This is a genomic window from Raineyella sp. W15-4, from assembly GCF_033170155.1.
In the GTDB taxonomy this organism is placed as follows: Bacteria; Actinomycetota; Actinomycetes; order Propionibacteriales; family Propionibacteriaceae; genus Raineyella.
In genome coordinates this window covers 2,479,781-2,494,637 of sequence record NZ_CP137079.1, presented here as the reverse complement: position 1 = coordinate 2,494,637, position 14,857 = coordinate 2,479,781, and the positions used below count along the sequence as shown (strand labels likewise).

11 protein-coding genes are annotated in these 14,857 nt (G+C 70.9%); 8 read left to right on the top strand and 3 right to left on the bottom strand.

Annotated elements, in window-relative coordinates; translation table 11 throughout:
• Window positions 1–53: 53 nt before the first annotated feature.
• Entirely contained in the window at window positions 54–1,163 is a 1,110-nt protein-coding gene (locus tag R0145_RS11635) for a polyprenyl synthetase family protein (RefSeq protein ID WP_317837005.1), read from the bottom strand.
• 51 nt (window positions 1,164–1,214) lie between these two features.
• On the opposite strand from R0145_RS11635, the gene R0145_RS11630 reads away from it, so the two are divergent.
• Entirely contained in the window at window positions 1,215–2,144 is a 930-nt protein-coding gene (locus tag R0145_RS11630; RefSeq protein WP_317837004.1) for a methylenetetrahydrofolate reductase, read from the top strand.
• A gap of 52 nt (window positions 2,145–2,196) precedes the next feature.
• Here R0145_RS11630 and R0145_RS11625 read toward each other — a convergent pair whose 3' ends face one another.
• Together R0145_RS11625 and R0145_RS11620 are read right to left on the bottom strand one after the other, a co-directional pair.
• Complete coding sequence (locus R0145_RS11625) at window positions 2,197–3,381, bottom strand: thiolase domain-containing protein (protein WP_317837003.1); 1,185 nt, start codon at window positions 3,379–3,381, stop codon at window positions 2,197–2,199.
• A gap of 83 nt (window positions 3,382–3,464) precedes the next feature.
• Complete coding sequence (locus tag R0145_RS11620) at window positions 3,465–5,351, bottom strand: sigma-54-dependent Fis family transcriptional regulator (protein ID WP_317837002.1); 1,887 nt, start codon at window positions 5,349–5,351, stop codon at window positions 3,465–3,467.
• Between the two features lie 212 nt (window positions 5,352–5,563).
• Here R0145_RS11620 and R0145_RS11615 point away from each other — a divergent pair, with 212 nt between their 5' ends.
• The 7 genes from R0145_RS11615 to R0145_RS11585 all read left to right on the top strand — a co-directional run bounded on the left by R0145_RS11615 (window position 5,564) and on the right by R0145_RS11585 (window position 14,855).
• Entirely contained in the window at window positions 5,564–7,480 is a 1,917-nt protein-coding gene (locus R0145_RS11615) for a hydantoinase/oxoprolinase family protein (protein ID WP_317837001.1), read from the top strand.
• Between the two features lie 41 nt (window positions 7,481–7,521).
• Window positions 7,522–7,947, top strand: a complete 426-nt coding sequence (locus R0145_RS11610) for an acetone carboxylase subunit gamma (RefSeq protein ID WP_317837000.1) — start codon at window positions 7,522–7,524, stop codon at window positions 7,945–7,947.
• Window positions 7,948–7,982: 35 nt separating this feature from the next.
• Window positions 7,983–10,112 carry a hydantoinase/oxoprolinase family protein gene (locus R0145_RS11605; RefSeq protein WP_317836999.1) on the top strand — a complete coding sequence of 710 codons (2,130 nt, stop codon included), beginning with the start codon at window positions 7,983–7,985 and terminating at the stop codon, window positions 10,110–10,112.
• Window positions 10,113–10,142: 30 nt separating this feature from the next.
• Window positions 10,143–12,446: a hydantoinase B/oxoprolinase family protein gene (locus tag R0145_RS11600; protein WP_317836998.1), complete on the top strand. Its 2,304-nt coding sequence runs from the start codon at window positions 10,143–10,145 to the stop codon at window positions 12,444–12,446.
• Between the two features lie 75 nt (window positions 12,447–12,521).
• Window positions 12,522–13,328, top strand: coding sequence for a hypothetical protein (locus R0145_RS11595; RefSeq protein ID WP_317836997.1), 807 nt, complete (start codon window positions 12,522–12,524; stop codon window positions 13,326–13,328).
• A gap of 70 nt (window positions 13,329–13,398) precedes the next feature.
• Window positions 13,399–14,229: a CoA transferase subunit A gene (locus R0145_RS11590; protein ID WP_317836996.1), complete on the top strand. Its 831-nt coding sequence runs from the start codon at window positions 13,399–13,401 to the stop codon at window positions 14,227–14,229.
• A complete protein-coding gene (locus R0145_RS11585) occupies window positions 14,226–14,855 on the top strand; it encodes a 3-oxoacid CoA-transferase subunit B (RefSeq protein ID WP_317836995.1) in 630 nt (209 codons plus the stop codon). Before R0145_RS11590 ends, R0145_RS11585 begins: the two co-directional genes overlap by 4 nt.
• Window positions 14,856–14,857 lie beyond the last annotated feature (2 nt).

Here is a 14,857-nt window from a genome sequence, read left to right as displayed (position 1 = left end):
TGGCGATCGGCTGCCCCGCCCCGCCCCGTGCCGCGCTCCCGCCGGCGGGCGGGTCAGTGGCTGCGGCGCACCGCGGCGTGAGCCAGCCCGATGAGCGCCTGGCGACCATCGTCGCTGATCGGCGCCCCCTCCAGCGCGGCGAGAGCCCGGTCCAGGTGCGACTCGATGTCGGCCTCGACCTTGTCCCGGGCGCCGCTGGCGACGATGATCTCACGCGCCTCGGCGATGCCCTCCTCGCTGAGGTCGGGGGAGCCGACCAGGCTGAGCAGCCGGTTGCGGCCGGCGTCCCGGGACCCCGCCAGCGCGTACGCGAGCAGGAGGGTGTGCTTGCCCTCGCGCAGGTCCCCGCCGGCCGGCTTGCCGATCACGCCCTCGTCGCCGAACACCCCGAGCAGGTCGTCGCGGTACTGGAAGGCCCGGCCCAGCGGCGAGCCGTACGCCGCCAACGCCTCCTGGGCGTCCTCGCCGGCGCCGCCCAGTGCCGCGCCGAACTGGACCGGCCGGCGCACCGAGTAGCGGGCCGACTTGTACTCCACCACCCGGCGGACCTGCTCGACGTTGTCCTGCAGCCGGTCGGGGCGCAGGTGCTGGGCCTGGGCGACCACGTCGAGGAACTGCCCGCAGGTCACCTCGGTGCGCATCGCCGCGAGGTAGGGCAGCGCGCGCTGCAGCACCTCGAGCGGCAGTCCGGCCGCGTGCACCATCTCGTCGGACCACATCACCAGCAGGTCGCCGAGCAGGATCGCCCCGGCCCGGCCGAACTGCTCACCCGAGCCGGCCCAGTCGTACGCGTCGTGCAGCGCGGCGAACTGCAGATGCGCCGCAGGGACGCCGCGGCGGGTGTCGGAGTTGTCCATCACGTCGTCGTGCATCAGCGCGGACACGTGCAGCAGCTCCAGGCTGGCGGCGGCCCCGACCAGGGCGGCGTACGCCTCGTCGCCCGGCCGGCCGGCCGCGGCCACGTACCCCCACAGGGCGAACGCCGGTCGCAGCCGCTTGCCGCCGCCGGTGAACACCTCGGCGAGCTCGGCCATCGGGTCGAGCTCGGTGCCGATCCCGGCCAGCACCTGACGCTGCTCGGTGAGAAAGCCGGTGAGGGCGTCCTGGACGTCCTGGCGGAACTCGGCGGCGAGCGGCTGAGCGGGATCGAGACGGTTGACCACGGATTGAGCCTAGGGCGTCGGCCGCAAATCGGCCACATTATGGTGAGCGCCATGGAGCCCCGGACGATCGACGAGATGCTGCGCACCGGTGACCGTACGCTGCATTCCTTCGAGTTCTTCCCGCCGAAGACGCTCGAGGGCGACGCCCTGCTCTGGCAGTCCCTGCGCGAGCTCGACGACCTGGCGCCCGACTTCGTCTCGGTGACGTACGGTGCCAGCGGCTCGCGGCGGGACATGACCGTCACCATCACCGCCCGGCTGGCCCAGTTGATGAACGAGCGGCTGGCCCGTGACCCCGGGGCCCACGTGATGCAGGTGATGGGCCACCTGACCTGCGTCAGCCAGCCGGTCGACGAGCTCGCCGAGGTGATCGACAGGTATGCCGAGGCGGGGATCCACCACCTCCTGGCGGTCCGCGGTGACATGCCGGGTGGGCCGACCGTGCCGTGGGTCCGGCACCCGCAGGGGCTGGACAACGCCACCGAACTCGTCCGGCTGATCCGCCGCCGCAATCCCGCCGCGGTGATCGGGGTGGCGGCGTTCCCCGACCTGCACCCCGACCGGCGCGACGCCGCGCTGGACGCCCGGATCCTGGTCGAGAAGCAGGAGGCCGGCGCCTCGTTCGCGATCACCCAGCTGTTCTTCGAGCCGGACCGCTACTTCGAGCTGGTCGACCGGGTCCGCGCCCTGGGCTGCGACCTGCCGATCATCCCCGGTATCCAACCGGTGACCAACCTGGGGCAGATCGAGCGTTTCGCGGCGCTGTCCGGTGCCGCGCTGCCGGTCCGGATCGTCTCCCGGCTGCAGGCCGTCGGCGACGATCCCGATGCCGTCCACCGGGTCGGCGTGGAGATCGGGGTGGAGCTCTGCGAGCAGCTGCTGGCCGGCGGCGCCCCCGGGCTGCACTACTTCACCCTGAACCGGTCCCGGGCGACCCGGGAGATCTTCTCCCGGCTGAAGGAGCGCGTCCCCGGCGCCTGACCCCGGCCCGCGCCTGGCCCCGGGTCCCGGGCGCCGGCGACATCGGTGCGGGTCAGGCACCGGCCAGCACAGTCACGTAGTTCGCGACCGCCAGCCCACCCATGTTGTGCACCAGACCGAGATGTGGATGCGGCAGCTGCAGCTCGCCGGCGGTGCCGGAGAGCTGCCGGGCCACCAGCACGTGTTGCGAGACTCCTGTCGCGCCGACCGGATGTCCCTTCGCCTTAAGCCCTCCGGACACGTTCACCGGCAGCCTCCCGTCCGGCTCCACCCAGCCCTCCTCGATCGCCCGCCGGCCCTGGCCCGGCGCAGTCAGACCGAGCATCTCGTAGGCGACGAGCTCGGCGATGGTGAAGCAGTCGTGCACCTCGGCGAGGTCGAGGTCGTCCAGTGTCACCCCGGCCATCGTCAGGGCGCTCGCGACGGCCCGGCGGCCGGCGGTAAAGTCGGTCAGGTCGCGCCGTTCGGGCTCGAGGGCGTCGTTCGCGTGCCCGAGGCCGGCAATCGTGGCCAGAGCATGGTCCGGGTCGCGGCGCAGGACGAGCGCGGCCGCTCCGTCGCTGACCAGCGAGCAGTCGGTGCGGCGCAGCGGGGCGGCGACGATCGGGTTCTTGTCCGAGACCGTCCGGCAGAACTCGAAGCCGAGGTCCTTGCGTAACTGGGCGTACGGGTTGGCGCAGCCGTTGCGGTGGTTCTTCGCGGCGATCCGGGCGAGCACGTCACCGAGCCACTCGTCGGCGTGGTGGCGGGCCTGGTAGGCGACCGCGACGTCGGCGAAGCTGCCGGCGAACCCGGTCGGTGAGTCGGTGCCCGCCCGGTGGATGTCGGCGCCGAGCAGGGCGCGGGCCACGGTCGGTCGATCGGCGTGGGTCATCTTCTCCACCCCGATCACCAACACGGTGTCGGCGAGGCCGGAGAGGATCGCCCGGACGCCCTGGTGCACGGCTGCGGAGCCGGAGGCGCAGGCGTTCTCCACCCGGGTCATCGGCTTGCCCCACAGCCCGGGCTCCCGACTCAGCGGCAGCGAGGACGGGAAGGCGAACGGGGTCAGGCCACTGTTGAAGTGCGAGACATACACCTCGTCGATGTCGGACGGCTCGAGGCCCGCCTGTGTGATCGCGTCCACGGTCACCTGCCCGACCAGACTGGCGACGGTCTCGTCGGCCAGCTTGCCGAACGGGGTGTGGGCGGTGCCGACGATGCCGATGCGGACCGGCAGGGTGGTCGAGGCGGACATGGTGCTCCTTCGGGCGCGGTGATGTCGTCCCGGCCGATGTCTCGGGCGGGCGTGTGGTGTCGGGACCCGGCGGGTGACCGGGCTCAGAGCGTGATGCCGTAGCGGTGGAGTTTCCGGTAGAGGCTGGAGCGCGACACCCCGAGCTGTTGGGCCGCCGCCTGCCGATTGCCGCCGAGATCGTGGAGGGCGGCGGTGATCGCGTCCCGCTCGGCGGTTTCCAGCGGGGTGAGGGGGCGGTTCTTGCTGGTGTGGCAGTAGCTCGGCAGGTCGTCGGCCCGGATCTCGCCGACCGGGCGTCGCTGCAGGGCGTACTCCAGCGCTTCACGCAGCTGGGAGACGTTCCGCGGCCAGGAATAGCGGGCGATGGTCCGCTGGGCCTGGGGGGCGAGGCGGACCTGGCGGTTCGGCTCGAGCTGGGCGAGCAGCCGGACGACGATCGCGTCGAGGTCCTCCGGGCGACTTCGCAACGGCGGCACGGTCACCGCGGTGGTGAAGTGACCGAGCAGGGCCCGGAACGGGAGATCGGCGTCAAGGCGGGCATCGGAGAGCGTGACCGCCACCGTGGCCCGGCCGCCGGATCGGGCCAGTGCCGGGAGCAGCCGGTCGAGGAAGGTGACGCCGGCGGTGGTCGCCTGGTCGATGTTGGGGACGATGCACAGCGTCGGCTGGTGGGTGGTCGGCAACGTGACGAGATCGAACGGGGCCGCGTCGTCCAGTTGGCCCGGATCGATGGTCATGCTCCGCCCGCCGGGGTGGGTCGCGTGGAAGACCTCGGCCACCAGGGTGAACTTGCCCGACCCGGTCTCGCCGAGCACGATCGTGGGCTCGCCGTTCGCCAGTGCAGTCTGCAACTGCTCGCCCGCCCGACGCCAGGCAGGGGCTCTGCCGTCGGCGATCGGGACGTACGGTCGGCGCAGGTCACCGACGAGCTCGCGGGCCGCCGGGTCCGGTGCCGCGGCGGCGACATCGGGCAGCCGCTCGATGGTGAACGGTGTGCCCTGGGGCTCGGCGTCGGCACCGGTCTGTGCCGGTCCGCTCGGGTGGGGTGCGGTCGGGTCGATCAGCTCGACGATGACGACGAGGCCCGCGGTCTGTCCGCCGGTGAGGATGCGCGTGCCGCGCAACCGGATCCGGCGTCCCGAGGCGAGGTCGACCGTGTCGCTGGCGCGGTCGCGGCGGGTCATCACGAATGCGGCGTGGCGGCGGATCGCCCGCTGCTCCTCGCCGGAGAAGAGGCCCTCGGCCGCCGCGTTCAGCATGCAGGTCGACTCGCCGAAGGCGAACACCGCCTGCCGGGTCGCCCGGGCGTCGGCCCGTACGTACGTCTCGAACAGCGCCTGCTGGGCCTGGCTGCGGTCGAGCAGCAGGTTGCGGCTGATGTCCTTCGCGGCCGACTTCACCAGCGTGTGCATCAGCGGGGTCCAGGCGTCGGCCAGGGTCGACAGGTCGAGGATGCCCTCGACCCGGCCGGTCAGCGGGTCGATGATCGGCGAACCGGTACAGGCGAACTGCTGTAACTGTTCGGAGTAGTGCTCCGGACCGACGATCGACAGCGGCCGCCCCGACTCGATCACCGTGCCGATGCCGTTGGTCCCGACCGAGTCCTCGGCGTACGCGAAGCCCGGCACGAAGTCGACCCGGTCGAGCAGCCGGCCCACCTCGCGGGAGGAATCGCGACGCTGGACGAGCCGGGCGTTGCGGTCGGTCAGGGCGATCACCACGGCGACGTCGGCGGTGTCGTCGTGCAGCTGGGCCAGCACCGGCTCGGCGCACCGGGCCAGTCGGGAGCGAGGATCGAAGTCGGGGGTGAACGGCGCCTCCCAGCGTGCCGCGTCCACCCCCGCGGCCCGGCTGCGCTGCCAGGACGCGGCGAGCAGCTCGGAGACGCCGAGGTCGGCGGGATCTCCCCGCTCGAGGAAGTCTGCCCGCGCCGACGCGATCCGCAGCAGGCGTCTGTCACGATCCGGCATGTGTCACCTCCTTGTGACGGAACCGTCCCGCACTGTGAGGTGCGGCACATCCATGGTGACTGTCCGACGCCCGATCGGCCAATCGTACGGGTGTCCCAACTTGGGACATGGTGCTCGATGTGAATCACATCACGCTGGTGATCACCGTCACAGACGCCGGTCCGCCGAGAGGGCGCCGCGTGCCGACGGTTCATCCGACCTGAGGAGAGGGCATGGACACCCTGATCAACATCGACAACGGCGGTACGCTCACCGACATCTGCGCGTGGGACGGCGAGGCGTTCACCTTCACCAAGACCCTGACGACGCCGCAGGATCTCTCGGACTGCCTGTTCACCGGTCTGGAGAAGGTCTCGGCCGCGCTCTACGGCGAGGCCGACCTGGAGCGGCTGCTGCACTCCACCCAGCACATCCGGTACTCGACCACGCAGGGCACGAACGCCCTGGTGGAGCGCCAGGGCCCGATGATCGGCATCCTCACCACGATGCCGGCGCTGGGCGGCCTGATGCGCGGGACCGAGCCGGAACGCGACCTGTTCGAGGGACTTGTCGGCGACCGGTGTGTCCGGATCGACCTGGACGAGGGCAGCGACGAGGACGTCGACCGGGAGGCCGTCCGCCTGGTCACCCGGCTCACCACCCTGGGCGCCGGGCGGGTGGTGGTGGCGGGCCGTACCCAGGAGGAGGAGCGCCGACTCCGCCACCTGCTGCTGCGCCGGTTCCCCCGGCACCTGCTCGGTTCGGTCCCGTTGCTCTACAGCTGGGATCTCGCCGGCGATCGCCACGACGCCCGGCGGGTGTGGTCGTGTGTGATCAACTCCTTCCTGCACCCCACCATGGAGCGGTTCCTCTACGGTGCCGAGAGCCGGCTGCGCTCCTACCGGGTGGTCAACCCGCTGCTCGTCTACCGCAACGACGGCGCGTCCTCGCGGGTGGCGAAGGCGGTGGCGTTGAAGACCTACTCCTCCGGGCCGCGTGGCGGGCTGGAGGGCACCGCGGCACTGGCCCGGGTCTACGGGCTGACGCACACCGTGATGATGGACATCGGCGGCACCACCACCGACGTCGGTGTGGTGCAGGGCGGCCGGGTCTCGCCGGACGAGCGGGGCACCGTCAAGGGCGTGCCGATCTCCTACCCGATGAGCAACGTGCACTCCAAAGGGGTCGGCGGGTCCTCCGTCATCGCCGTCCAGGACGGGACGATCACCGTCGGCCCGCGTTCGGTCGGTGCCACTCCCGGACCCGCCTGCTTCGGCTTCGGCGGACGGCAGGCGACCATCACCGACGTCAACCTCCTGCTCGGGGTGCTCGACGCCGACACGTACATGGACGGCACCTTCCGGCTGGACCCGGAGCGTTCCCGCACCGTCATCACCGAGACGATCGCGCAGCCGCTGGGTATCTCCCTGGAGGAGGCCCTGGTGCGGATGGAGCAGGCCTACTTCGCCGCCCTCGCCGACAGCTTCGCCCACCTGATTACACCGGACACCACCCTCGCCGCATTCGGCGGCGCCGGACCGATGAGCGCCGCCGGAGCGGCCCGGATCGCCGGCGTGCGCGATGTGCTGATCCCGCGGACGGCCGCCGTGTTCTCCGCCTTCGGCATCTCCTTCTCCGACATCGGCAAGTCGTACGAGGCCGGCGTCCCCACCCCGACGACCGCGGCGGTCTGTGCCGCCCACCAGGACCTGGTGGCGCGCGCCGAGCGGGACATGTTCCAGGAGGGGTACACCCTGGGCGAGTGCCGGCAGGCGTGGGCACTGACGGTCGAGGAGGCCGACGGCACGCTCCTCGAGTCCCGGCCCTACCGGCCGGGCGACCCGGTCGAGGCACCCGGCAAGCAAGTGTCGCTGCGTCTCACCGTCACCGCTCCGCTGTCACATCCGGTGTTGCCGGACGACCGGCAGGTCGCGTCACGGCCCGCCGCCGTCGTCGGCACCCGCCGGGTGCGGACGGCCACCGACCGGGTCGACGAGGTGCCGGTGCACGTGCTCGACGCGCTGCAGCCGGGCGATGCCGGCGAGGGACCCGCGATCATCGAGGGCCCGTTCTTCACCGCCCGCGTGCTGCCCGGCTGGGACTTCCGGGTCACCGCCGTCGGCGACCTGCTCCTCCACGACGCCCGCTGACGGTCCCGATCCGTCAGCTCCGACCCGAAAGGACCACTCCGATGCGAGTGCCCATGACCGAATACCTCGTCATCGACCTGGACACCGAACGCTGGGTGTGCCGCGTGTGCTCCCAGGACCTCGGCGACGCCCGGGGTGACTACAAGCGCGGCACCCTCGTCCACGACCGCGACCCGCGCGAGATCCACCAGCCGATCATCGACCCCGACCGCTACGAGTACACCTTCTCGCCCGACCCGGCGTTCTGCCGCATCCTCGAGTACTACTGCCCCGGCTGCGGCACCCAGCTCGAGGCCGAGTACCTCCCGCCGGGCCACCCGCCGACCGTCGACATGCTGATCGACGTCGATGCGCTGCGGGGCCAGTGGGAGATCCGCGGCGTGGACGCCGAGGCCGTCCACACGTACGGCCCGGGCGACGATGCCGCGGCCGCCGCCCAGCTGACGTCGCCGGGCCACACCCACTGACCCGGGCACACCCCGACAACCTCCAAGGAGACCCAATGAAGCGCATCTCCGTCGACATCGGTGGCACGTTCACCGACTGCTTCTTCGTCTGGGACGAGCAGTACGTCGAGGCGAAGGCCCTGACCACCCACCACAACCTGGCCCTCGGCTTCAACGAGGCGCTCGACCTCGCCTGTTCCCGGGCCGGGCTGGACCGGGCCACGGTCCTCAGCGGCGTCGACTCCGTCCGCTACGCCACCACGCTGGGCACCAACGCGCTGATCGAGCGCAAGGGCCCGAAGGTCGCGGCGATCGTCACCCACGGCTTCGAGGACACCATCCCGTTGTCCCGCGGCCGCGGCTACGGCGAGGGCCTGGACCAGTCGCTGCAGCAGAACCTGCCGGCGGCCGAACGGCCCGAGCCGATCGTTCCGCGCCGGCTGATCCGCTCGGTGAAGGAGCGGGTGAACTCCGCCGGCGAGATCGTCGCCCGGCTCGACCCCGACGACGTGCGCCAGGTGCTGCGGGAACTCGTCGACGCGGGGGCGGAGGCGATCGTCGTCTCGCTGGTGAACGCCACCGAGAACCCGGCCCACGAGCTCGCCATCCAGGAGATCTTCCTCGACGAGTTCCCGGCCCACGAACTCGGCGCCACCCCGATCCTGTTGGGTCACCAGGTCTCCGGCCGCAAGGGCGAGTACGTGCGGTCGACCTCGACCATCATCGACGGATTCCTGCACGAGATCATGTTCCACGCCCTGTCGCAGCTGTCGAACAACCTTCGCGGCTCCGGCTACGACAAGCCGATGCTCGTCATCCACAACTCCGGCGGGATGGCGCAGATGAACTCCACCGACGCGCTGCAGACGATCCACTCCGGGCCGATCGCCGGGGTGGGTGCCGCCGAGCACCTCAGCGGCGAGACCGGTCTGGGCCACGTCATCTCCACCGACATGGGCGGCACCTCGTTCGACATCGGCCTGGTGCCGGAGGGCGGGGTGAAGCACTACGACTTCCTGCCGACCATCGACCGGTGGCTGGTCTCGGTGCCGATGGTGCACCTGGACACCCTCGGCGCCGGTGGCGGCTCGATCGCCAGCTACGACCGGATCCACCACTCGATCAAGATCGGCCCCGAGTCGGCCGGCTCCAATCCCGGCCCGGCCTGCTACGACCGCGGCGGGCTGCGGCCGACCGTCACCGACGCCGACCTGCTGCTCGGCTACCTCGACCCGGACAACTACGCCAACGGCTACATCAAGCTCAACCCGCGACGGGCCCGGTTCGCGATGGAGGAGGCGCTGTGCGACCCGCTCGACCTGGACGTCCTCGACGTCGCCCGGTCGATCAAGGACGGCGTCGACGAGCAGATGGCCATCGGCATCGGCAAGGAACTGCGGGTGCGCGGCTACCTGCCGGAAGACTTCACCATGCTCGCGTACGGCGGCAACGGTCCGCTGCACGCCTGCGGGATCGCCCGGCACGCCGGCATCTCCCGGGTGCTCGCCCCGCCGTTCTCCTCGGTGTTCTCCGCCTGCGGCGCCGGCAACATGAAGCAGCTGCACTTCCACGAGCGCGGCGTGCACGTGACGCTCTACAACGCCACCACCCGGCGGCTGTACGACGACTATGCCGAGTTCAACGCGGTGGTCGAGGAGCTGGAGTCGGCCGGCCGGGAGGACCTGATCCGTCAGGGCTTCACCGCCGACCAGGTGCGCTACCGTCTCGAACTCGACATGCGCTACGGCAACCAGCTGCTCACCCAGGCGGTCACCGTCGAGGACCTCGACCGCGTCCGCGGCGTCGGCGACGTGCTGCACATCATCAAGAAGTTCGGTGACGTCTACAGCCATCGGTTCGGGGCGAGCAGCGCCGCCCCGGAGGCCGGGATCCGCTGCAACACCATCCGGGTCGCCGCGTACGTCGCCGGCGATGTCGTCGAGTTCGCCTCGCTGGACAGCGGCGGCCCGCGGACCGTGCCCGAACCGGTCTCCCGGCGCGAGGTCGTCTTCATCGGCATCGAGGGCCACATCGACACACCCGTCTACGACGAGACCGCGCTGGAGCCCGACCGGGTCATCCCCGGTCCGGCGATCGTCACCACCCAGAACACCACCTTCCTCGTGGAGCCCGGCTGGCGCCTCGAGCCGACCCAGCAGGGCGCGGTCTGGTTCCTCACGGACTGACCGCCCTCCATCACCGCAAAGGAGCCTGTGATGACTATCATTGACGACACCCCGACCACCCGGCTCACCCCACAGGAGCAGCAATGGGTGGACGACTTCATGGACGAGACCACGCTGTTCCTCGGCCCCGACCCGCTGATCATGCGGAGTCACCGGATCGCCGGACGTACCGCACGGGAGGACGAGGCGGTCGCCGCCGGCGTCGACCGGCTGCAGGTCGAGCGGATCCGCAAGCGGATCGCCGGCGCCCTCGACGAGGGCTACGAGATGTGCGAGGCACAGGGCGCGGCACCCGGTGCCAAGTGGGGCGACCTCACCACGGCGATCTACACCGCCCAAGGCGACGTTTCCTACCTGTCCTGCCACGGCGTGATCGCCTTCAGTGCGATCCTCCACCACCCGATCCGCTACATCATGAAGTACTGGAAGGACGAGCCGACCGTGGGCATCCACCCCGGCGACGGCTTCATCCACAACGACGCCCGATTCGGCAACGTGCACAACACCGACCAGTCGATGATCATGCCGATCTTCCGTGACGGTGAGCTCGTCGCCTGGGTGGCCGCGACGATCCACGAGGGCGAGAACGGTGCCTGCGAGCCGGGCGGGATGCCGTCGGGTTCGGAGACCCCGTTCGACGACGGGCTGCGGATGAGCCCGTTCAAGATCGTCGAGCAGGGCCAGTTGCGCCGCGACCTGCTCACCTTCCTGCAGCATTCGGTGCGCGACCCGAAGCTGCAGCTGGCCGACCTCAAGGTGAAGATGACCGCGGTCCGCAAGATCATCGACCGGATCGACAGGGTCATCGACGAGGTCGGGGTGGACGCGTTCATCGCCGCCCTGCGGATCACCGTCGAGGACGTCGACACCGAGGTGCGCCGGCGGATCGCCGAACTGCCCGACGGCACGTACCGGATGGACCAGTTCATGGACTCCACCCTGAAGGAGAACATCCTGATCAAGTTCGCCTGCGCGATCACCGTGAAGGGCGATCACATGACGATCGACCTGCGCGGCACCGGCCCGGAGATCCTCAACCGGGCCATCAACTCGCCGCTGTGCTCGGTGAAGTCGATGATGATGCAGGCGATCCTCGCCTTCTGGTGGCCCGACCTGCCCCGCTGCACCTCGGCGATGAGCTGCATCGACATCATCTCCGACGAGGGCACCTGGGCCGACGCGTCGTACGACGCGCCGATGGGCCAGTCGCTGCAGGCCTCGTTCCGCGGCTTCTCCGCGCTGCAGGCGCTCTACAGCCGGATGTCGTTCTCCACCCCGCATAAGTACAGCAACGTGGTGGCGAACTGGTTCAACCAGATCAACACCTTCCTGTGGGGTGGGATCACCCAGCACGGCGACGTCGTCGGCAACCTCTGCGCCGACCTCAACGGCATGCCCGGCGGCGCCAAGCCGTTCCGGGACGGCGAGGACGCGGTCTCCCCGCTGTTCTGCGCGATGGCCGACACCGCCGAGCAGGAGGTGATGGAGGAGGAGGTGCCGTTCATGCAGCTGGTGTCGAAGCGGCTGGTGCGCGACAACATGGGCTTCGGCAAGTTCACCGGCGGGATGGGCTACGAGATGATCGTGGCGGCCGAGGGCACCCCGCAGTGGGGTTTCATGACGGTCACCTCCGGGGCGAAGTTCTCCTCGATCTACGGCATGTACGGCGGCTACGGCTGCGGCACGTACCCTCTCGCGATGGTGAAGGGGACCAACGTCTACGAGCACATCCGCCAGGACAACACGAAGTTCGACCTGTCCATCCCGAAGGTGATGAACGAGCAGCCGTTCCCGGAGGGCCGTTACTCGACCTACCACATGGGTCTGCAGTTCGACCTCGCCAAGGACGGGGAGCTCTACATGATCAGCCAGGGGGCGGGCGGCGGCTACGGCGATCCGCTCGAGCGAGACCCCCAGGCCGTCATCCGCGACCTCGAGCTGGACCGGATCAGCCGGACGGTCGCCGAGGACATCTTCGCGGTGCGCTACGACCCCGCCACCCTGCGGCTCGACGCCGAGGGCACCCGCCAGGCGCGGGCGGAGGCCCGCCGGGCCCGGCTGCGGCGAGGCAAGCCGTACGACGAGTTCGTGGCGGGGTTCGTCACCGCAGAGCCGCCGGTCGAGCTGCCCTACTACGGCTCCTGGGGCGCCGACCACGCCACCATCACCGCGACCGTCTACGGCATCGACGGGCCGCAGCGCGTCACCGGGCCGTTGGCGGAGCTGCCGCCGGTGATGGTGCCCGACCGTCGCGAGGTGAAGATCGCCCAGCTCGAGCGACGCCTGCACGAGCTCGAGACGAAGCACGGCGAGCGCGTCCACCGGCTCGCCTGAGCCGTCCCCCGACAGGTGCCGCCGGGACGGCCTCCCGGCGGCACCCAGCCCCACCCGTCCGACACCGGAGGAACCGTGTCCACTTCCTTGCAGTCCCTCATCACCGAGCGTCCCAGCGGCCGCCGCCGGCCGCTGCTCCTCGACCACGACGCGTACGCGACGGCGGTCATCCGCCAGGGCGCCGCCATCCCGTGGACCGACACGCCGGCCCTCGCCGGCCATGTCGGCCAGGTCTCGGGCCTCCTCGACCCGGACGTCGCCTGGGTCGACATCGAGGCCCTCTACCGGGCCCGCCTCGGCGAGCGGCCGGAGCTCGTCGCCGCGATGGGTGCCCGTACCCGTGCCGGCACCGCACTGCGCACCCTGCTCGGCGACCAGGAGAGCAGCCGGCTCGTCGTCGACACCCTGCAGACGATCGCCCGGACCAGCCACCGCCGGCTCGTCATCGCCGTCCCCTCGCCGGCCCGCCTGCTGCTGCGTGCCCACGAGATCGCCGGCACCCCGCTCGACGAGGTCGACGAGGACCGTGCCGACGCCGCGTCGGTGTATCTCGCGGAGTGGCTCGGCCACCTCGGCGAGCTACCGGTCGCGCTCGTCGTGCTCGACGCCCGGGCCCGGGGTACCGAGCCGGAGCCGGTCGTTCCCGAGGTGCTGGGCGGCTACACCGCGCTCGGCAACGTCGCCGGGCACTTCGGCTGGTCGGTCGCGCTGCGCTCCGAGGAGGGGATCGCGCTCGGGGCGGACGAGCCGCGAGTGGCGCTGCTCGCGGAGTCGTTCTGGACCGGCGTCGTCGAGGCACCCGAGGCGGACGCGCTCCTTGCGGCGATCCCGCCGTCCGCGGTGCCCGAACAGGTGCTCGAGCGGCTCGCGCAGCTGGCCTGACGGCGCGTGACCAGACCCAGTGACAGACCCCGGGCGACCAGACCCGGGCGACCAGGAAGGAGTGAAGGAGATGGACAAGGTCGTGGCCGCGGCCGCCCAGGCGGTCGGTGTCGTCCGGTCCGGCGGGATGATCGCCGCCGGCGGATTCGGGGTGTGCGGCATCCCCGCGGTGCTGCTCGCCGCGCTCGGCGAGACCGGGGTGGGCGAGCTCACCGTGGTGTCGAACAATTGCGGGATCGAGGGGATCGGCACCTCGATGCTGCTGGAGAACCGGCAGGTGCGCCGGCTGATCGCCTCCTATGTCGGGGAGAACAAGGAGCTCGAACGCCAGTACCTCGCCGGAGAGGTCGAGATCGAACTGAACCCCCAGGGCACCCTGGCGGAGCGGCTCCGTGCAGGGGGCGCTGGCATCGCCGCGTTCTACACCCGGACCGGTGTCGGCACCGTCGTCGCCGAGGGTGGCATGCCGATCCGCTACGCCTCCGACGGATCGGTGGCGGTGGCGTCGGAACCGAAACCCACCCGGCTGCTGCCGTGGGACGGCGAGGAGCACCTGTTCGTCCTCGAGCTCGCTCTGCGACCCGACGTGGCGTTCGTCCGCGCCTGGCGGGGAGATCGGTTCGGCAACCTGGTGTTCCGGCAGGCGGCGCGCAATTTCAACCCGCTGTGCGCGATGGCCGCCCGGTACACCGTCGCAGAGGTGGAGGAGTTCGTCGAGCCGGGCGAACTGGATCCCGACGCGATCCACCTGCCGGGGGTGTTCGTCGATGCCGTGCTGCCGCTCACCCGGGAGCAAGCCGGTGACAAACCGATCGAACGCCGGATCGTCCGGCCCCGCCCGGACCGGGCCGGCGGCATCCGGGACAGGGAACCGCGGAGCACGGTGGGGGTCGCATCATGAGCTGGACGCGTGAGGAGATGGCGGCCCGCGCCTCCCGGGAGTTGACCGACGGCGACTACGTCAACCTCGGCATCGGTCTGCCGACACTGGTGCCCGGGCAGCTCCCGCCGGGAGTTCACATCGTGCTGCAGTCCGAGAACGGCATCCTCGGGCTGGGACCCAGTCCGTACGACGGCGAGGAGGATCCCGACCTGATCAACGCCGGCAAGGAGACCGTGACCACGGTGACCGGGGCGAGCTTCTTCGACTCGGCGCTGAGCTTCGGGATGATCCGCTCCGGCCGCATCGACGTCGCGATCCTCGGCGCCATGCAGGTGAGCGAGCGGGGGGACCTGAGCAACTGGGTGGTGCCCGGCAAGCGGGTCAAGGGCATGGGTGGGGCGATGGACCTGGTGCACGGTGCCCGTCGGGTCATCGCGCTGATGGAGCACGTGGCCAAGGACGGCTCGCCGAAGCTGCTGCGGGAGAACACCCTGCCGGTGACCGGGCGCGGGGTGGTCGGCCGGATCGTCACCGATCTCGCGGTGCTGGACGTCACTGCGGAGGGACTGCGCCTGGTCGAACTCGCCCCGGACGTCGGTCTCGAGCAGGTCGTCGCCACCACCGGGGCGCCGGTGCTGGCCTGATC

Coding starts and splice junctions, on each gene's coding strand:
- R0145_RS11630 (WP_317837004.1), top strand. CDS start 1,215: ATGGAGCCCCGGACGATCGACGAGATGCTGCGCACCGGTGACCGTACG.
- R0145_RS11625 (WP_317837003.1), bottom strand. CDS start 3,381: ATGTCCGCCTCGACCACCCTGCCGGTCCGCATCGGCATCGTCGGCACC.
- R0145_RS11620 (WP_317837002.1), bottom strand. CDS start 5,351: ATGCCGGATCGTGACAGACGCCTGCTGCGGATCGCGTCGGCGCGGGCA.
- R0145_RS11615 (WP_317837001.1), top strand. CDS start 5,564: ATGGACACCCTGATCAACATCGACAACGGCGGTACGCTCACCGACATC.
- R0145_RS11610 (WP_317837000.1), top strand. CDS start 7,522: ATGCGAGTGCCCATGACCGAATACCTCGTCATCGACCTGGACACCGAA.
- R0145_RS11605 (WP_317836999.1), top strand. CDS start 7,983: ATGAAGCGCATCTCCGTCGACATCGGTGGCACGTTCACCGACTGCTTC.
- R0145_RS11600 (WP_317836998.1), top strand. CDS start 10,143: ATGACTATCATTGACGACACCCCGACCACCCGGCTCACCCCACAGGAG.
- R0145_RS11590 (WP_317836996.1), top strand. CDS start 13,399: ATGGACAAGGTCGTGGCCGCGGCCGCCCAGGCGGTCGGTGTCGTCCGG.
- R0145_RS11585 (WP_317836995.1), top strand. CDS start 14,226: ATGAGCTGGACGCGTGAGGAGATGGCGGCCCGCGCCTCCCGGGAGTTG.